This window comes from Saccharicrinis sp. 156 (assembly GCF_050589685.1).
Taxonomy (GTDB): Bacteria; Bacteroidota; Bacteroidia; order Bacteroidales; family Marinilabiliaceae; genus Saccharicrinis.
The window spans coordinates 40,821-62,306 of record NZ_JBNGOS010000015.1 but is presented as its reverse complement, the minus strand read 5'-3'; the positions used below and the strand labels follow the sequence as shown (position 1 = coordinate 62,306).

The window sequence follows — 21,486 nt, the reverse complement described above, 5'->3', positions numbered from 1 at the left end:
GATGGTATTCTTAGTGTGTATTTAACTAATAAATATTTCAACGTATGAAAAATATTATAAAAAACAAGTATATATTGGCATCTTTTGTGTTGCTTACAGTGATGCTGTATTCCTGCTTCGATAGAGATTTTGAAAAGGAGGATTATATTATTGAGTACCCGGCAATTACCATTACCGACTTTAATCCGAAGACGGCACGTCCAACAGCTGAGGTAACTATTGAAGGAACTAACTTCCTGGGTGTTAAGGATGGTGCCAGTGTTTCTTTTGGTGGGGTGAGTATAGATCAGGATGATATTTTAAGTTACTCGGAAAACCAAATTGTTGTAAAGGTTCCTGAAGGTTCGGTTTCCGGAGAGCTAGTCGTTAGAGTATATACTCAAACAGCAGTGGCCGCTGATGCCTTCACTTATTTAGAAGGCGCTGTTGTGAATGATTTGGCACCGGCAACTGCCGAATTTGGAGAAACGATTACTATTTACGGTGAGCGCTTTGGTACGAACAAAGAAAGTGTTCAGTTTATCTTTTATGAAGATGTTGAAGCTGAGGTTGTTAGTGTAAGCGATACGGAAATAATAGTTACGGTGCCGGAAGGTATTCGTAGTGGAAATCCAACTTTAATTGTTGATGGTCAGAAAATTGAATGTCCTAAATTTAATATCCCTGTAATTGGAGCGAAATTTGCTTTTGATACAGATGGAGATGCAGAAGGTTGGATGGCTGATGATGCGGATGGTGCAACTTACGAAGTAAGCAATGGTAAGTTTAATGTGACTTATGGATCTGCTCAGGGAGCTGATTTTGAATTGTCGGAAGATATTAAAGTATTGGCTGCAGAGTTTCCAATTTTGGCGATTCGTATTGACGGTGCGCCATATGGTGATAATGCTGAGTTTACTTTCGAAACTGAGCTTGGTAAATACCAGAATATCAGTAATAACTGGGACGGTAAAATGAACGATGATGTGTTTTACTACGATTTACGTAAGAGCTTTGAGTTTGGTCAAACGATTGACCCTGACGTTGCAAGTGCCTTGAGTACTTTCAAATGGACTATCAGTGGAGCTGATGGTGCACAAACAGGATATAGCGTTGATTGGGTGAAGTCTTTCCAATCTGTTGATGACCTTAGAAACCTGGTTAAAGAAGAAACGCCTGCCGGATATTATGTATTTGAGTTTGATGATGAAAATCAAACCGAGTGGGCTGTAGGTGATAAGAATTATAACTATCAGGCAATTGAAAACGGTAAATTAATTGTACCTGTTGATGATAACTCAACTTATTGGGTAAGCCGTTTTACTTATACGCCATTTAGTGGAGAAAAATTTGTGTATTCATCGGAGTATCCAATATTTGCATTTAAACTAAAAATATTTGATACACAGGGTAATGATATTGGTTATTTGCCTTGGGAAAAAACTGCAACGACAAAAAGGAATAATATCAAGTTCCGAAATACAAATAACCGTGGACCTAAAGATACCTATGCTGAAGAGTATGATGGAGTTCTTTACTGGGATTTCCCGAATGCAAACTTGGGAGGTAACGCTCCAGTTGAAGGAGAAAATGATAGTTGGTATATACGTATTCCAAGTAGTTTAGGTCACCCGTATCAGGATTCAGATCCAACACATATTCCACATGGACATATTGAAGTTGACTGGATTAGAACATTCAAGAATACTGGCGAATTAGAAGCTTTCTTAGAAACGCAAAAATAGTCTATTTCCAATATTGGAGAGTATTGCCTGTAATTATGCAGGCAATACTTTTCGTTAAACAAAAATCTACGAATAAATAGGTGTTTTATTATACCTATCATAGCATGGCTTTGCTGAAGATACTAAAATGAATATAAGTTCATTTTTAAGAATACCCAATCCTTAAACGTTATTAGCATGGCAAATTGTTGTATTAAAACATTAGTTATGAACATTTTTACCTTTCGAATTAATAACCTGGTAATCACAATACTTCTTACAATAGTTTGTAATGTTTCCTTTGCACAGAGTTTTGTGCACCCGGGTGTTTCCAACAACAAAGCCGACCTGGACAGAATGAAGTATGCGGTCAAAAATAAAATGGATCCGTGGTACTCCTCGTATTTGCTTTTAATGGCCGATACAAAATCAAATTTTAACTACACGATACAAGGTAATCCGGAGTGGACTTATCTGAACCGAGAAAACCCAAAAGTTAACGGTAACGAATATGAAAGTGATATACAGGCTGCCTATGCCAATGCTTTAATGTGGTATATCACCGAAGATACCCGCCATGCCGATAAGGCGGTTGAAATTTTAAATACATGGAGTAACCTGCAACAAGTAGATGGTATTCCGTTAGGGCCAGGATTATTTGGAGGCCCCTTAGTTGATGCTGCCGAAATCATCCGTCACACCTATGAAGGATGGGCAGAAGAAGATATAAAGAAATTTGAGGATATGCTGGTATATCCCGGCTACTCTTCTAAAGTTGTTCCTGCAGGAGCATATAATGCAACAAACAGTGGTTCCGGTTCCTCTTTTTACTGGCGGACCTATTACGGCGACCCTGCCCGTGCCGGCAACCAGGATGCATCATGTTGGCGAACAGTGATGGCCATAGGGGTGTTTTTAGATAACGACACCATTTACGACAGAGGTTATAATTACCTTATTAGCCAACCTACACGTTCCGATGATGTAGATAACGAATCCGGTCCCTCTCCGCAAGGTGATGTATTGGATTCCTCAGATCAACATAAAACAGAATATGCCTATGTGGGACCACAAAACCAAATACAGGATTATGGTTACAACGGTGCCATTCAAAATTATATTTACGAAAATGGTCAGATTCAGGAAAGCTCTCGTGACCAGGTACATAGTTTATTAGGAACAGGATTGTTGGCCAATGCTGCCGAAATAGCATGGAACCAAGGGGATGATATGTATGGTTATTTGGATAACCGTATTTTATTGGGACTTGAGTTTACTTTAAAATATTGTTTGTCTTATTATAATTCTTACCCTGATCAGTTAACACCATGGGAACCAACTCAGGAAAATGGTCTATACATGGAAAAGGACGACCGCACAGGAAGGTCAACAGCTCATAAAATTAATCCTTATGTAAGTAACAATTATGAACGATGGTCGAGAAAAGAGCCTATTTTCATGAAAACTATAGAAGCTCCTTTGGCGCATTACAAGGGACGTCAACAAGCCGAAGCTAATGATTATCTGTGGTTGGAAAGAACAAGGGATTATGCCCATGAACAAATAGGTCTTGAAAATAGGACTGGTGTTGATTTTAACGGATGGGGTGCTTTGACTGACCGCCGCATTCCTCTTTGTCCGGGAGATCCGATAAAAGGATTTGATGAGAATGGTTTACCGGATTATAATTTGCCTGAATTGCCAGGATTAGTGGGTGCCGAAAACTTCGACTACTTTGTGATGAACGGAGGAGGAGGTCATGGTAAATGTTATTACAAAAACACAAACAACGAAATAACAAATACTTACCGACCCGAAAGTGATGTGTATGCCGATTTTAGTGAGAACGACAAAGGATATTACCTGGCTGATTTAAACAGTGGAGACTGGTATAACTACAGCATATCCTTACCTGAAGATGGAGCTTACGATATTTATGTGCATTATTTAGCCGATAACAGTAATGCATCTGTTAAAATGGATTTTAACGGAGAAGAGGTAGTTTCTGCTTTTACTTTAGCAGAGAGTGTACAAGACCTGGCAGACACCACCATATGGAGCACTGCAAAAATTGGTGATGCTATTCAGTTAAACGGGTTGGTTCAATCCATGCGTTTGCATATTGTTGAGGGAGATAATGAACTTAAGGTTGGAGATATTATTGTTGTGCGTGAAGGAACATCCGCAACAACCATCAACTACCTTCTTAATCAACGTAGAGAAGCCTATGAACTTAAAGAAGATGTTGGAATATTTTCCCCAAGCATAAAAAAAGAAGTTAAGGTTTTTCCTAACCCAACACAAGGTAACTTTAGAATTCAATTGCCTGAAAATAACCGAGCAAAGGATTTAGAGTTATGTGTATATAATCTAACAGGAATATGTGTGAAAAAAGAGCAGGAATATATTGAGTTTGATAATATTGATATTAGTGAGTTGCCCAAAGGAGTTTATATCATCAAAGTGAATGATGGTGTTTATAACTATGTAAATAAAATCACCAAGTTTTAAATAAGCTAAAATGAAAAAAATACGGATATTTTTGATTTCAACCTTGTTGGTTGTTGGAGTATTGGGAGTGATTGCACAAGGATTTGTTCACCCGGGTATTTCAAATACCAGATCTGATTTGGATCGGGTGAAATATGCAGTTAAAAATAAAATGGAACCGTGGTATTCGGCATACCGTAAGTTAATGGCTGATGGTAAGTCTAATTTTAATTATACGATACAGGGAGATCCTAGCTGGACTTATTTAAACAGGGAAAACCCAAGGGTTCATGGTAACGAGTTTCAAAACGATACCCAAGCTGCCTATCATTTGGCTTTAATGTGGTACATTACCGAAGATAGTCGCTATGCTGAAAAAGCAGTCGAAATATTTAAAACATGGAGCAACCTGCAACAAGTAGATGGTATACCATTAGGACCTGGTTTATATGGTGGTAAACTATTGGATGCAGCAGAGATTATTCGGCATACTTATGATGGTTGGGAAGAGGAAGATATTAAGAAGTTCGAGGATATGTTGCTTTATCCAGGATATTCATCAACTACCGTTCCTGCAGGAGCCTATAATGCTAATAACTCGGGTAATGGTTCCTCTTTTTATTGGCGTACCTATTTTGGGGACCCGGGTAGAGCAGGAAATCAGGATGCTTCATGTTGGCGAACTGTGATGGCAATTGGTGTGTTTGTAAATAATGATACCATTTATGATAGAGGTTTGAATTATCTTACGCGACAACCTACCCGATCAGACGATGTGGCTAACGAATCCGGACCAAAGGCACAAGGTGATATTATTGAATCAGGAACACATTCTTATTTAACCCAATATAATTCATTAGGTTCTTCAAATCAAATACAAGACTATGGTTACGATGGTGCCATAGAGCACTATATCCGCCCTAGCGGACAATGTTTAGAAAGCTCAAGGGATCAAGTGCATAGTATTTTGGGTATTGGTTTATTGGCCAATGCCGCCGAAATAGCCTGGAGTCAGGGAGATAATATGTATGGTCATTTAGATAACCGTATATTAAAAGGTTACGAATTTACACTTAAGTATTGTTTGTCGTATTATAAATCTTTTGATGATCAACTAACACCTTGGGAACCAACGCTGGAAAATGGATTGTACGAGGAGATGGACGCCAGAACGGGTCGTTTCAGAACACATAAAATTAATCCCTATGTAAGTACCAATTATGATCGTTGGTCGAGAAATGGTCCATTGACCATGAATGTTATGGAAGCAACGTTGGCACATTACAAACAAAGAATGCAAGTGGATAGTGAGGATTATAAATGGTTGCAAAGAACCAGGGATTATGCTTTTGAAGAAGAAGGTTACGAATCATGGGAGGAAGATGGATTTATTGGCTGGGGAAGTTTAACTGATGTTAGAGTTGATTACTGTCCTGGAGATGCCATTCAAGGATTTGAGGAAGCTGTTACACCTGTTTATGGAATTACTGAAGTTCCTCAATTAATTGATTTAGAAAATTACGATTATCTGCCTTTAAGTGCCGGAGGTGGTAATGGGAAAAGTTATTATAAAGCTTCTTCGAATACGGTTGTGAATACTTACCGTCCAGAAGAAGATGTGTATGCCGATTTTAGTACAAATGATAAAGGTTATTACCTGGCTGATTTAAATAGCGGAGATTGGTACAACTATACAATATCGGTGCCTGAACAGGAAAACTATGACATCTACGTGCATTATCTGGCAAATAATAGCAATGCATCGGTTAAGATTGATTTTAATGGGGAGGAAGTGATATCCGCTTATGCTCTGCCTGAAAGTATACAGGAAGAAGCAGATACTGTTATTTGGAGTACGGAAAAAGTAGCTGAAGCTGTAGCGCTTAAACCATTGGTGCAATCTATGCGCCTGCATATTGTTAATGGAGATAATACGTTAAAGTTAGGTGATATTATTATTGTACGTGAAGGTACATCTGAATCTACTGTAAACTACTTGCTAAACCAACGAAGGGAAGCTTATGAAACGAATGATGATGTTGGAATTTTTACCCCAAGTATAAGAAAGAAAGTAAAGGTATACCCTAATCCAACGCAAGGATCTTTTAGGATTCAATTGCCGGAAACTAATGGGGCAAAAGACCTTGAAATAGGTGTATATAACCTGATAGGTAGGTGTGTAAAAAAGGTAGTGAATTATTCTGACCTTGATAATGTCGATATTAGTGAGTTACCAAAGGGTATTTATGTAATTAAAGTAAATGACGGTACTTACGATTATGTAAATAGAATTACCAAGTTATAAGAAAATAGGATGAATAAGTTTCTTACTGTATTAATATCGATCATATTAATATCCTTAACATCTGAGGTGATTGCTCGTGAGTTCGTTCACCCAGGTGTTTTTGTTACCCGTTCCGATCTGGATAGAATGAAATATGCCGTTAAGAACAAGATGGAGCCATGGTATTCATCTTACCAAAATCTAATGGCTGATACCAAGTCGAGTTTTAAATATGCTACACAAGGAGATCCCTCCTGGACAGAAGTTAAAAAGACCATTCCCAATGCAGTGCATAAACACGAGTATGAGGCAGATATTCAGGCTGCCTACCAAAATGCGCTGATGTGGTATATTACCGAAGATACCCGTCATGCGGAAAAAGCGATTGAAATTATTGAAACTTGGAGTAACCTGAAACATACCAGTGGAATACCTCTTTCTGCAGGTTTATATGGTGCGCCTATAATAAGAGCAGCTGAGATAATCCGGCATACTTATGACGGATGGTCAGAGGAGAGTATCAAGAAATTTGAAGATATGCTCGTATATCCAGGTTACTCTGCTACGGATGCTGCTTATGGGGCAGAAGGTACTTCTTCATCCGGAAAAGCAGATGTATCTTTTTATTGGAAAACCTATTATGGTGATCCTGCCCGTGCTGGAAATCAGGATGCATCGTGTTGGCAAACACAAATGGCCATGGGTATATTTCTTGATAATGAAAAGATATATGATAGGGGATTTAATTATCTGACTAGTCAGCCTACCAGAGATGACGATTTGCCAAATGCACCTGGACCAACACCTTCTGGTCCTAAAATAGAGGAAAGCTCTACCATTTACAAAACGGCATTTGAATATGGTACGCAATTAAATCAAATTAAGGATTATGGTTACAATGGTGCCATTGAACACTATATCTATGAAAATGGACAGTGTCAGGAAAGTTCCAGAGACCAAACCCATACCGTTTTAGGAATTGGACTTTTAACCAATGCGGCCGAAATAGCTTGGAGCCAGGGAGATGATATGTATGGTTTCTTGGATAACCGAATCTTGTTAGGATATGAGTTTTCATTAAAATATATATTATCGTATAACAAGGCTTTCGATGACCAGCCTACCCCATGGGAACCGACTGTGGAGAATGGTTTGTATATGGAAAAACTGGATCGTACAGGGCGTAATCTGGCACATAAAATTAATCCATATGTGGATCAGGATTTATCTGAAATCCAACGGAAAGACATGCTTTTTATGAATGTTTTCGAGACTCCGCTGGCGCATTATAAAACACGCCAATCGCTTCCAAGTGAAAAATATCTTTGGCTCGAACGTTCAAGAGATTATGTTATTGAAGAAACAGGAACATATGAAACAAGTGGTGGAGACGGAGTTGCTTTTCTGGGGTGGGGGGTATTAACCTCTCGTCGTATCGCTCATTGTCCCGGCGATCCGGTTCGGGATTTTAAAAATGGGGTTACACCCGATTTTAGTTTACCTGAATTGCCAGGATTGGTAAGTGCCGAAAACTTCGATTATTTTCCGGTGAATGCGGGTGGAGGAAATGGTAAAACTTATTTTAATACAGAAACGAATAAAACCAATTCTTACCGGCCTGAAGAAGATGTAAATATTGAGTATAGCGATCAAGATGAAGGTTATTATATTTCAGGGGTAAGCACAGGAGATTGGTATAACTATACCATCTCTTTACCTGAAACCGGAGATTATGATATCTACTTGCATTACCAGGCAAACAGCTCTTCAAAATTAAAATTGGAGTTCAATGAGGAGATGGGAACGGGAGATATTGTGCTTTCTGAGACTACTTATGGAGAATCGGAAACCTGGCAAACTGTTCAGATAACAAATGGATTAACTTTGGAAGGATTAGTGCAGGCCATGAGATTGCATATTGTTGAAGGCGAAAGTTCGTTAAAAATCGGCGATATTATAGTTGTTCGTAACGGTACTCCTAGTTCTACAGTAGATTATTTGATTGAAAATCGCCGTAAAGCTAATATGGCTAAAAAAGATGTAAGCGTTAAAAATATATTGTCTTCTAACCAGGTAAAAGTTTATCCCAACCCAACTAATGGCATTTTTAGGGTTGATTTGAATAATAATATTGGAGAAATTACTCAGTTGGATGTATTTAACTTATTGGGCCAACTTATTAAATCAGGTGTAGATGTAAACAACTTAGGTTCTTTTGATATAAGTGATTTGCCTAATGGTCAGTATATTATTAAAATTAGTATAGGGAATAACTTATTTAATACTAAAATTTTGAAGAGTTTATAGTTTAAGTTTTATTAGAGATATATCAATTGTCTGTTAATGGATAGGATATATCAAAAATAATAAATGGAATATACATATTGAAAATTAAAGATTATATGAACAAGATATTTCTGATAGTAATCTGTTTACTCGTAAATGTTTTTGTAACTTCTGCTAAGGATACCAATATTTACGTATTTAGTAAAATAGATGACTTAAACACATGTAAATCTAAGTATAAATTCACTTCAATCCATGAGGCTGTAAGCCAAGCTTATAAACTTAAGGAGTCGGGGATAAAGGGTACGATAGCTATTAAAATACAACCCGGGGAATACTATTTAAAAGAAAGCATAATAATAGATCCTAACTTAAGTGGTATAAGCATACAAGGATTAGGTAATAATAAAGTTACCTTAAAAGGTTCTGTACCGTTAAGACTAAAATGGGAAAAGCAAAAGAGCGGTATATATGAGGCTACTATAAAAGATGACGTAAATTTTGATCAATTGGTAGTAAACGGTCAACCTCAAATATTGGCACGTTACCCCAACTACCATGAAAAAGGGGGGTATTGGCAAGGATATGCTGCCGATGCCATCTCTGCTGAAAGAATTAAAAACTGGAAACATCCCGAAGGCGCCATCTTTCATGCCATGCACCGCGGAAAATGGGGAGGGATGCATTATAAAATAACGGGTGTTGATGAAAGCGGTGAAGCTATTCTTGAAGGAGGATTCCAAAACAACCGCCCTTCGAACCCACACCCGGAATACCGCATGGTGGAAAACGTGTTGGAGGAGCTGGATACGCCAGGCGAATGGTACCTCGATGAAGAGACCGATAAAATATATTATTGGCCAAAAGAAAATGTAAATGTTGAAACGGCTACTTGTGAAGGAGTTGTTTTAAAAAGCTTGATTGAATTAAAAGGAACAAAGGCAGAACCGGTTCAAGATATTTCCATTGAAGGAATCAAATTCGAACACACACAACGTACTTTGTTTGAAGAATATGAGCCTTTGCTTCGTAGCGACTGGACCATGTACCGTGGAGCAGCACTTTTTATAGAAGGCGCTGAAAACTGTCAAATTAAAAACTGCGAATTCACCAACCTCGGCGGAAACGTAATTTACGTAAGTTCATACAACCGGAATATTGAAATTGCAGGTAACCATATTCACGATTGCGGAGCCAGTGCCATCTGTTTTGTAGGCGAAGCTTCTGCCGTTCGTTCTCCTTCGTTTATCTATGGTCAGTTTGTTCAATTAAATGACATGGACACCATAGCTGGCCCAAAAAACGATTTGTATCCGAAAGACTGTATTGCCAAAGATAATCTGATCCATCGCATCGGTCGTGTTGAAAAACAAGTAGCAGGGGTGCAGATTGCCATGGCCATGGCCATAACTGTTAGCCACAACAGCATTTACAATGTGCCGCGCGCAGGTATCAACATTGGCGACGGAACCTGGGGTGGACATATCCTGGAATACAACGATGTATTCAACACTGTGCTCGAAACCGGCGACCATGGCTCGTTCAATTCATGGGGCCGCGACCGTTTCTGGCACCCAAATCGCAACATAATGGACAGCATAACCATGGCTAACCCGGAAATGCCTTTGTGGGATGCGGTACACACAACCGTTATTCGCAATAACCGTTTTCGTTGCGACCATGGTTGGGACATTGATTTAGATGACGGCTCCACCAATTACCATATTTATAATAACCTGTGTTTAAACGGTGGAATTAAACTTCGCGAAGGATTCTATCGTGTGGTTGAAAATAATGTGACCGTTAACAACACGCTTCACCCACATGTGTGGTTTGCCAACTGCGATGATGTTTTTAGCCGCAATATCGTGCGCGATTCTTATAAAGATGTGAATGTTTTAAGTTGGGGAAAAGAAATGGATTACAACCTCTTTCCCAATGAGGAATCGATGATGAAAGCACAGGTTTATAATATTGATGCCAATAGTGGTTTTGGCGATCCTATGTTTGTAAATCCGAAAAATCTTGATTTTAGTGTGGCAGAAAGTTCACCGGCATTAAAACTCGGGTTTAAAAACTTCCCAATGGATGAATTTGGTGTGGTAAGCCCCGATTTGAAAAAACTGGCAAAAACACCTCCTGTTCCTGTTATAAAGACGGCAGAAGAAATGGCAGGAAATACTAGCGCAACGGTTTCATGGTTGCGCAACGAAATCAAAGGAGTTGACTCAATGGAAGAGCAATCAGCTTACGGCTTAAACTCCGCCGAAGGGGTAATAATTTTAAAAATGTGGAAAGGAAGCTTGGCTTACAAGGGCGATGGTTTAAAAAGCAAAGATGTAATCCTTGCCGTTGAAGGCGAAAAAGTGAACAATGTCAAAGAGTTCTTTGGAGCACTAAAAAAATATAATTACACCGAAACAGTGCAAATGTTAGTAATGAGAAATCAAGCAGAAAAGAAACTTACGGTGCGGGTGAAGTAATAATAATAAAAACATCTGCGAAAATCAGCAAAATTCATGCGAAATAAAATAGACATGAACCAACTACTAAAAACAACAACTATTCTAATTTGTGCCATCTTCCTGTTTTCAGGAACAATTACCGCACAAGAAAACATAGTCGTTGATGTTAATACCAATGGCGAACAATTCGACCATTTTTGGAGCAAGTGTGTGGGGGCTGGTCGTGCCAACGAGGCTTTACGTGCTGGTTGGCTGGAGCAGATGGATAAGGTGCATAAAGAGTGTGGTTTTGAGTATGTTCGCTTTCACGGCCTTTTCCACGAGGATATGTTTCCTGTTTTTGAAAAGGATGGTGAAATGGTCTACAACTGGCAATATATCGATGATGTATTCGATCGTTTGTTAGCTATGAATGTACGCCCCTTTGTGGAGCTTGCCTTTTTCCCAAAGCAGTTTGCCGCTGAGAATTCTAAAACCGTTTTTTGGTGGAAAGCTAAAGTGACTCCTGGACCTGATTTTGCGAAGCAATGGCATGATTTAATCAACGCCTTCACGCAGCACGTGGTCGATCGTTATGGAATGGACGAAGTGCTAAACTGGTATTTTGAGGTATGGAACGAGCCTAACCTTTATCCATTTTTCTTTCATGGAACTAAATCGCAATATTTTGAGCTATATAAGCAATCCGCGCTGGCGGTTAAATCAGTAGATGAACGGCTTAAAATTGGCGGACCTTCCACCAGTAACTATGTGCCTGATAAACGTTTTGATGGCGAAATCATCAATAACGAGGTATCCATGGAAGTGTTTAAAGTTGAAGATATCAACACACTGGAATGGAATGGCGTGTGGATTGAAGACTTTTTAAAGTTTTGTGAGAAAGAAAAATTGCCGGTTGACTTTGTATCCACCCACCCTTATCCAACCGATTATGCATTTAACCCCGAAACAGGAAAAGGAAGAGGTCTAACTCGTTTCGTACCTTCTACCAAAAATGACATTGAATGGTTATATAAAATTATTAAAGAAAGTGCTTATCCAAATGCTGAAATCCATTTAACAGAGTGGAATACCAGTCCCAACAGTCGGGATAAAATGCACGATTTTCTGCCACCGGCTGCTTATATCGTAAAGACTAATCTCGATTGTATTGGCCTGACCCACTCTTTAGCTTTTTGGACCTTCACAGATATTTTTGAAGAAAAAGGCGGTGGAGCCAGTATTTTTCATGGCGGATTTGGCATGATTAACTACCAGGGTTTGGTAAAACCCAGTTATCATGCCTATAGAATGTTGCATCACTTGGGAGAAGAGAAGTTATTTAAGAACGACTATTTGATGGTCACTAAAAAGTCAGGTAATGGAAAAGTAGTAGCCCTGGTTTATAACTATCCAGATGATTATTTAGATGCGGTACCATCGAGTATTCAACGTTTTAATAAAATAGAAGATGGTGAAGCCAAGGAGTTGAACTTAAGCTTAACAGCTTTAAAACCAGGCACTATGTTTAAGATTGAGGTTTTAGATAAAGACCATGGTAATATTTATAACTACTGGGAGAAAATGGGTAAGCCAGAACCTCCTTCGCGCGAGCAAATTAAAGTAATGAAGAAAGCAGCGCATCACCTGAAAACGGAATTGGTTACAGTAGATAATGACGGAAACTTAAACATTACACGAGAAATATCACCATGGAGTTTGGTGTTAATTGAACAAGTAAACTAACCATAAAATTGCAACTTATGTCGACTAAAGTTTTAACTAAACACGTAGCTTATCTATTCCTGGTAGTGTTATTTATAATCGGGTTCTGTTCCTGTAATAGGAATTGTACTGGCAATTATAAAGAGTTAAAGGAATGTAATGATTGGGAAGTGAAGTTATTGGACGAGTGTACCGGTAACTGGAAAGATAACTGGATGCTGGATGGGTTAATCGCAACGGTTGAAAACAGTGACTTAGGAATGAACTTTTCTGCGGGTCCTGAACATAGAAATAATGCACACCATGCGGTTTTGTGGACTAAGCAGTCTTTTAAGGGAGACATTAAAATAGAATATGATTATACACGTACTGACAGCCAGTTGATTAATGTAAATATTCTTTATATCCAGGCACAAGGGATTGGAGAAGGGCCGTACGATAAGGATATTGCAAAATGGAATAAACTGAGAGAGGTTCCGGAAATGGGTATTTATTATAATTACATGAATCCTATTCATATCAGTTATGCAGCTTTTCCCATGGAAAACAATGACCCAACGAAGGACTATATAAGAGTAAGAAAATATCCGGTTACCAAAGACAGAACATTTCACCAAATGGAAGCTGAGCCATCATATTATAATATGGGTTTGTTTTTACCTAATATAACCTATAAAATAACAGTGATAAAAGCCAATAAAAAGCTTTACATGCAGGTTGTTGGCGACGGCAAAAACAAATTGTACGAGTGGGATATGTCAGATAAGGAACCATCAATTGAAGGTAGGGTAGGTTTACGACATATGTTCACCCGTTCCGCCAGGTACAAGAATTTTAAAGTATCCGTTAAATGATTAAAATTCTAGCACATAAGCCCAACGGGTTAAAGATTTTTACTCCAAGGTTTAAGCCCTGCGCATAGATGTAAAAAACAAACCGAAGCATCGCCAATTAAGATTGTATGTGCAGTGACTTTGCGTCGGAAACTAGATATAAAATACAGGATAATAACATACGAACAAGTAAAACATATAAAACATATAGAGATGAACAAATTAGCACAGGTAATTATGGTTGCACTCCTTTTAATCAACATAGGATGTGCCTTTAAATCCAAACAGAAATCGGAATCATCAGATAAAAAGGAAGTTGTGAAGTTGTCGGACGATGAACGTATGGCATGGTGGCGCGATGCCCGCTTTGGTATGTTTATTCACTGGGGGCCTTATGCTATCCCGGGAGGCGAACGTAACGGTGAGATATGTAAAGGTGGTGCCGAATGGATCATGGATAAGCTGGATTATACCATTGAAGATTATGAGGAACAAGTCTCTTCACAATTCAATCCGGTTAAATTTGATGCCGTTGCATGGGTAGCCATGGCAAAAGATGCAGGCATGAAATATTTGGTACTTACATCTAAGCATCATGATGGCTTCTGTATGTGGGATTCGGAAATTACGGATTATGACATCATGGAAGCTTGTCCTTTTAAGCGCGACGTGGTGAAAGAATTATCTGAAGCCTGTAAGAAAGCGGGTATCCATTTTTGTTTGTACCATTCTATCGTGGATTGGCATCATCCTCAGGCTCAAGCACCTCTGTACCCCAATTACAATGCCGGACAAAAAGACCAGACGGTAGTGAATCCAGAGTTTCCAAAATACTATGAAAACTACCTGAAACCAATGGTGGGAGAGTTATTAACCAAATATGATAATGTGGATGTGGTTTGGTTTGATGGTGATTGGATTGCAGATTATACCACCGAGATGGGTAAGGATTTTTATGCATATATCCGTGGTATCAAACCTAATGTTATCGTGAATAATCGCGTAGACAAAGGCCGCATGGGAATGGAAGGAATGGATAAAGAAGGTAACTTTGCCGGCGATTTTGGAACACCGGAGCAAGAAATACCGGCAACCGGTATTGATTCGGACTGGGAGTCTTGCATGACTATGAACGGTTCTTGGGGTTATAAGCCTTCGGATACCAACTGGAAGAGTGATACCGTGTTAATTCAAAATCTGGTGGATATCGTTTCTAAAGGGGGAAACTTCCTGTTAAACATTGGTCCTGATGCGCAAGGATTATTCCCGCAGCCAAGCATCGACCGTTTAAAATCCATGGGAAAATGGACAAGGACTAACGGTGAAGCTATCTATGGTGCTAAGGCAAGTCCGTTCGAACGACCTGAGTGGGGAAGATATACAAGCAAGCCAGGTGTTGTTTATGCCCATGTTTTTGATTGGCCTGAAGATGGGAAACTGATTCTAGATCCTAACCTTAAGTTGAAAAGCGCCAGTATGTTGGTAAATCCTTCAATGAAGCTGGTTGCAAAAAGCACTGCGGAAGGTGTTTCATTGGAATTACCGAAAGATGCACCTGATGAAAAGGCAAGTGTTATCAAAATTATAGTGGAACAATAAATGAAAATATTGTAAGGACGATAGACAATTCCGCTTATTAAGGTTTTAATAACATGTGCGAATTGGATGTATACCTTCCTGACCTGGACAAGCTAAAACCATATTTGGTATTGGCTTGTCCAGGTCAATCAAATGTCTCCTCATTGTCCGAGTGCAAGGTACCCTGCTTATGTACAGGTGTACATGTGCTGTATATAGGGACTTTTGGGTAAACCTTTATGTTATAATGAAAAGTATATCTATTGTATTATTGTTATTTTTTGCCTTTAGCGTGCAGGGGCAATTAAAGACTTCTATCGGGAAACCTGATTTTTCGGACTGGTCAGGAGCTTTGGAAATAAAAAACAACACTGCTGTAATTAAGTCTGGTGCTGTAATATCCTATCGTTATCCGGATGGAGAAAACTGGTCTAAAGGCTACCGGGATTTTTACCACGGCTACGATTGGAGCATATATAAAGGTTTATCATTAGAGGTTTACCAAAAAAACGAATCATCTGCGGAAATAGATATCACATTTAATGTTGCCAAAGAAAATACAGGAAAGCTCCAATGGGAAACTAAAGCAACAGTGCAGTTTTTTGGTAGTGGCTGGCACAATGTTTATGTACCTTGGAAAATGTTCAATTTGGAGGAAGGTCGAAGAGGAACACTGCAAGGTGTAAAAGAAATTAAACTGATTCCTAAATCAGATAAAAACACGCAACTGCAAATCCGTAATGTCGTTTTAACCAAAGGTGATGTGATCTCGTTAGAGGCTCCATTACAGGGACTTTCTACTGAAGCGGGTGGAAAAGTGCAATATGAAGTTGAAATAGGAAATGCGACAAACAAAACACAAAGAATACAACTCTTAATTCCGAGAGTGGGATGGGAGGCGATGGAAGCTGTTGCAAACCCATCAACCATTGAACTAAAACCTGGAGAAACAAAAAAATGCATGGTGGAAGTAAGTGTTCCGGCTTCTTTACCGCAAGGAGTTCGTGAAAAACAGGTGTTGAAAGTTGTACCCAACGGGAACGGAAGCGCATCTGCTACCTTGGCGTTTACCACGGCAGTTAAAGTCCCGTCACCGTTCATGGTGCATACGCTCGAAAATTGGGATAAAGTAATCGATAAAATAGGTAAATATGATTGGGCCAAAGAAGGGTTAGCTGAATATGAGGCAAAAGCCCAAAAGTGGAACGTGCCTGAATATACTACTGCTACACCGCCAATTGATGCCTTCCGCGGACCATACCTTTTTCATAATAACGAGGCTGGCAACATGATGAATTGTGCCATCGCCTATCGACTGACAGGAAATATGGAATATGCGCGAAAATGTGTCGAATTTTTGCGAAAACTTTCTGACGAGGAAAAAGGGTATCCTGTAACCTATCGTGTAAACCAAAACAACTTTGTGAAAGAGGGTGGTGTATTTCAGGATATTGCCCGAGGGTATGATATGATAATGGACTGTGGCTTGTTAACTAATGAAGACCACAAAAAAATGGAGAAAACTTTACGCTTATATATCGAAACAGCCATGTTGGGCAATGACAATGGCGGAATTAACAATTGGGATTTAAGTGAATTGGCAGGTGCGTTTTATGCTGCACTGGTCATCCAGGATTGGCACTTGGTAGATGGGTGCTTAAATTCACCATCCGGTATTTATCGCCAGTTTACACAAGGGGTAATGAGTGATGGTTGGTGGTACGAGTGTGCCGTAGGTTATAACCTTTGGTGTTCTACCATGTTCTCTGAAATGGCCATTGCCATGCGCCCCTGGGGCGAGAATTTTGTGGATGCACAATTGCCTATTGGTACTACGCCATATTATTCATTGTTACCCGAACGCATGAAACCGGGCTTGTACGGTATGAACTTCGATAAATGGGGTGCCATACATAAACCAAGTGTAGGTATTAAAGATATGTGGGATGCACTGATTCCATTTCTGGATTATCGCGGAGTAATGTTTGCTGTTAACGATGCCAAAGAAAGTTTGGTGGTGGGAGAACCATATGAGCTGGCTTATTACTTATATCGCGACCCTGAATATGCAGCGGTTATACAGCGCAGTACAACAAGAAACCTGTTGTACGGAGTACCCGAAGTGCCTATGGTTGAGTCTGAAAAGATAAAAAAATCGGCCTTTGCCGATAATATGGGGATTGTGCAGTTACGTTCGCAAACCCAAGGCCGTGAGCAGCGGGAACAAATACAGGCCGCCTTACACTACGGGACATTCGGTGGTTATCACGGTCACTTCGATAGAACCAACTTCTTAAGCATGATGCGCTATGGCCGCAGTTTCTATAACCCGGAAATGTATTGGTATGGGTATAAGTCGTATTTATATAAATTTTTGGTGCAAACATCTATCAATAAAAATATGGTGGCGGTTGACCAGAAAATGCAGGAGCCCAAAGAGAGTTTTCGTACGCTGTTCTATACTGGCGATATGATGCAGGCTACCGCAGTTGAAACCCAAGCACGGTGGAGCAACCCTCCCTATGGAGGAATGATTTATGGAGACAAAGCAGATTATACCTTTGCACAAAAGGCATGGGAAGAAGGCCGTTCGATACCGGTACCTGACAATGCACCTGAATATAGCAAACTCACTGACTTTACTAAGCCTGTTCTTCAGCGTCGTTTAATGGTCATGATGGACGATTACGTAGTATTGGCAGATTATATAAAAGCCGGGGAAGAACATACATACGATTGGCTATTTCAGATGAAAGGATTTAAAGAGATTATTGCGGATAAAGTCGAAATCAAAAAGCACGAAAATCAGATGAGCTTTGACCCGTTAAGCAGTGCTCAGTTTACCACCGATTGCAACTGGTACGCTACCGAAGGAACCTCCCGTGCTGTGTTCGAGATGTGTTTTGGCGACGGGTGCGATAATGACGGCGCACGAATGGAACACAGCGAAGATGGCCCTCTGAAAATAGACGTGTTTACCGCATGGCCCCAAAAAAATGAAGTCATGATTGGTACCGCCCCCGAATCCTTTGGGGTGAATAAACAACTTTGGTATTCCGTAAAAGCGGATGATGAAACACTGTTAAATGATAGTACCGGTGCATGGATATTGGGCAGCAAAAATATAGAATTAAATATTGAAGGCAAAAAACAACTTGTACTATCTACTCAATTAAAAAGCAAAACCAAAAACAATACCATTTTTTGGGGAAATGCCAGGTTGGTCCTGAAGGACGGTTCTGAGGTATCCATTTCTTCTCTAGATGCTAAATACAACAATATAATCCAACCGGAAAAAGGTCTGGATTACTATGGCGGACCAATTAAAGTTGGGGGGGAACCAATGCCTAACTCCACCCCGGGTATGCCCAAAAAGCATAGTGAATCGGGTGAAATTACGATCGATTTATCAGGAATGGATGCGGTAAGACTAGAAGCAAAAATTGGCGGTGATTTCCCGCTGGGTGATGAATCTTCACGAAGAAAAACGATGGCTGTGCGAACACAGGGACAAGATACAAGATACCTATCGGTGATTGAACCCTACGAAACAACATCGGTCATTAAATCGGTAACAGCTAAAAGCGCTGATGTATTAATAGTAGAATTATTAGATGGAAGAACGCAAGAAATTGTTATCACAGGTTTAAATGGAGATGGAAAGGATATTCAAGTTTCTTCAAAAGAATTTTTGAATGGAGAGCTTATTCGTGAGGAATCAAATAAATAAAAAATGAAAAAGATAAAACTAGCAGCAATACTAATTATTACACTGTTAACGCTGGCTTGCACTGATTCAAAAAACACAAAACAGCAGGACGTCCTAATATATGGAGGAACATCAGCAGCCATTACTGCTGCTGTGCAACTGGCACAAATGGATAAAGACGTGCTAATCGTGTGTCCCGAAAAGCACATCGGAGGCTTATCCGCCAGTGGTCTGGGTTTTACCGATGTAGGCGATAAAAGTGTAATTGGCGGTTTGTCGCGAGAGTTTTACCACCGCGTTTACATGCACTATCAAAATCCTGAAGCCTGGAAGTGGCAACCACGTAATGAATATGGAAATGTTGGCCAGGGAACCACTGCCATCAACGATAGTATGCAAACGATGTGGACTTTTGAGCCTCACGTAGCAGAAAATATTTTTGAAGCGTTGGTGGCGGAAAATAATATTACAATTTTACGCGACGAATGGCTCGATCGTGAAAACGGTGTAGTGGTGGAAGATGGTAAAATTAATTCCATCACCATGCTAAGCGGTAAAAAATTCAAAGCAGAAATATTTTTGGATGCCACTTACGAGGGCGACCTAATGGCTGCGGCTGGTGTAAGTTACCACGTTGGTCGTGAGGCCAATAGTGTTTATAACGAAACTTGGAATGGTGTTCAGTGCGGGCATTATCACCACAGTCATAATTTCCAGCAATTAAATATTAGTCCTTATATAATTCCCGACGACCCAACAAGCGGCGTCTTACCACGTATTTCAACCGAACCTCCGGGCGAAAATGGTTCTGGCGACAAACGTATTCAGGCTTATAATTACAGATTGTGTACCACCAGCGCCGAGGGTAATGTCGTTCCTTTTGAGAAACCGGAAAACTACGATCCTGCGCAATATGAGTTGTTGCGTCGTGTTTTTAGGGGTGGACGTACTTCCATGTTTGGAGGAGGCATAATTCCTAATGCAAAACGTGATGTGAACAATGTAGGGCCATTTAGTTCCGATAACATTGGAATGAATTACGATTATCCCGAAGCTTCGTACGAAGAAAGAAAGGTAATTCTCCAGGAACATATCGATTATCACAAAGGATTACTGTATTTCTGGTGTTACGATGAAAGCGTTCCTGAAAGCTTAAGGCTTAAAATGAGAAAATGGGGCTTGGCAAAAGATGAATTTGTGGATAACGGTCATTGGCCCTACCAAATTTATGTGCGCGAAGCCCGCCGTATGCTTGGCGATTTTGTAATGACCGAGAACGAAATAATGGGACGCCACAAAGTGGACAAACCTATAGGAATGGGCTCTTATACTATGGACTCGCATAATACACAGCGTTACATCACCGAACAAGGGTATGTACAAAACGAGGGAGATTTAGGTGTGGATGCCGACCAACCCTATCAAATTCATTTGGGAACAATAGTTCCTAAACGAGAGGAATGTAAAAACTTGTTGGTGCTAACAGCCGTTTCCAGCTCTCATATTGCATTTGGTTCAATCAGAATGGAGCCTGTGTTTATGATTTTAGGACAAAGTGCCGGGGTTTTAGCCGGTATGGCAGTAGAAAAAGGCGTGGATTTACATGAGGTTGCTTATGGTGAATTAGCTGATGAGCTTCACCATGTAGGACAGATATTAGATATTTCAGATAAATAATATATGATGCATAGGGCTTTTCAGTTGGTAGTATGGTTGTTATTAGGGTTGATACATATCGACGCACAGGTCATTAATGCCGGAATTGCAGGTAATACATCAACTCAATTGCTGGCCCGTATTGAAAACGATGTGTTAAAACATAAACCTGATTTGGTAATCGTAATGGTGGGCACCAACGATATGCTAAATTCGAGAAGGATGAATACTTATAAACAATATTCATCCAACCTTTCAGAAATTGTAAATAAATTAAAGCAAAACAATGCTCAAGTGGTTTTACTCGCTCCTCCACCTGTAGATTCTATCTACCTTTTTGAACGACACGACCGGACTGAATTTAAGGAACTGCCCAATGTAAAATTGGATTCAGTACGACATATTGTTGCACGAACTGCAAGAAAGAACCAAGTTTATTTTATCGACATATTCCAAAAATTTCAGGATCTGAATTTACCAAAGCACAATGAAGATGTCTTTATCATGAATCCGAATAATAGTGCTTATCGCGATGGCGTTCATCCTACGCGTCTGGGAAATTTTTTTGTTGCTGAAAATGTTTTCAATTTTTTAAGAAAAATGATTTGATAAAAAAAGGAGATAGGGTGGTTTGTTTTGGCGATTCGATAACCAAAGGCTCAAAAGTGAAAGGAAGCGGTACTTCCGAAGGGGAAACTTATCCGGCGTATTTGCAAAAGAGTATTATGGATTACGTAGCTTCTGAGAAAATAACAGTAAAAGACAAACAAAATTGATA

General features: G+C 39.6%; 12 protein-coding genes. All 12 read left to right on the top strand.

Annotated elements, in window-relative coordinates; translation table 11 throughout:
* Window positions 1-44 precede the first annotated feature (44 nt).
* Window positions 45-1,724: a DUF4979 domain-containing protein gene (locus ACRD64_RS11295; RefSeq protein WP_430933460.1), complete on the top strand. Its 1,680-nt coding sequence runs from the start codon at window positions 45-47 to the stop codon at window positions 1,722-1,724.
* Window positions 1,725-1,931: 207 nt separating this feature from the next.
* Entirely contained in the window at window positions 1,932-4,214 is a 2,283-nt protein-coding gene (locus ACRD64_RS11290; protein WP_430933459.1) for a T9SS type A sorting domain-containing protein, read from the top strand.
* A 10-nt stretch (window positions 4,215-4,224) separates the two neighbouring features.
* Window positions 4,225-6,498, top strand: a complete 2,274-nt coding sequence (locus tag ACRD64_RS11285) for a T9SS type A sorting domain-containing protein (RefSeq protein WP_430933458.1) — start codon at window positions 4,225-4,227, stop codon at window positions 6,496-6,498.
* Between the two features lie 9 nt (window positions 6,499-6,507).
* Window positions 6,508-8,784 carry a T9SS type A sorting domain-containing protein gene (locus ACRD64_RS11280; RefSeq protein ID WP_430933457.1) on the top strand — a complete coding sequence of 759 codons (2,277 nt, stop codon included), beginning with the start codon at window positions 6,508-6,510 and terminating at the stop codon, window positions 8,782-8,784.
* A gap of 95 nt (window positions 8,785-8,879) precedes the next feature.
* Entirely contained in the window at window positions 8,880-11,246 is a 2,367-nt protein-coding gene (locus tag ACRD64_RS11275; RefSeq protein WP_430933456.1) for a right-handed parallel beta-helix repeat-containing protein, read from the top strand.
* 36 nt (window positions 11,247-11,282) lie between these two features.
* Window positions 11,283-12,953 carry a GH39 family glycosyl hydrolase gene (locus ACRD64_RS11270; RefSeq protein WP_430933455.1) on the top strand — a complete coding sequence of 557 codons (1,671 nt, stop codon included), beginning with the start codon at window positions 11,283-11,285 and terminating at the stop codon, window positions 12,951-12,953.
* Between the two features lie 17 nt (window positions 12,954-12,970).
* Window positions 12,971-13,786 (top strand): DUF1961 family protein, encoded by an 816-nt coding sequence (locus ACRD64_RS11265; protein ID WP_430933454.1) that lies wholly within the window; start codon window positions 12,971-12,973, stop codon window positions 13,784-13,786.
* Window positions 13,787-13,978: 192 nt separating this feature from the next.
* A complete protein-coding gene (locus ACRD64_RS11260; RefSeq protein WP_430933453.1) occupies window positions 13,979-15,364 on the top strand; it encodes an alpha-L-fucosidase in 1,386 nt (461 codons plus the stop codon).
* A 226-nt stretch (window positions 15,365-15,590) separates the two neighbouring features.
* Window positions 15,591-19,073, top strand: a complete 3,483-nt coding sequence (locus ACRD64_RS11255) for an alginate lyase family protein (protein ID WP_430933452.1) — start codon at window positions 15,591-15,593, stop codon at window positions 19,071-19,073.
* A gap of 3 nt (window positions 19,074-19,076) precedes the next feature.
* Window positions 19,077-20,729: an FAD-dependent oxidoreductase gene (locus ACRD64_RS11250; protein WP_430933451.1), complete on the top strand. Its 1,653-nt coding sequence runs from the start codon at window positions 19,077-19,079 to the stop codon at window positions 20,727-20,729.
* A 3-nt stretch (window positions 20,730-20,732) separates the two neighbouring features.
* Window positions 20,733-21,317, top strand: coding sequence for an SGNH/GDSL hydrolase family protein (locus tag ACRD64_RS11245; protein WP_430933450.1), 585 nt, complete (start codon window positions 20,733-20,735; stop codon window positions 21,315-21,317).
* A complete protein-coding gene (locus tag ACRD64_RS11240; protein ID WP_430933449.1) occupies window positions 21,314-21,484 on the top strand; it encodes a hypothetical protein in 171 nt (56 codons plus the stop codon). The genes ACRD64_RS11245 and ACRD64_RS11240 overlap by 4 nt, the downstream gene beginning before the upstream one ends.
* Window positions 21,485-21,486: the final 2 nt, after the last annotated feature.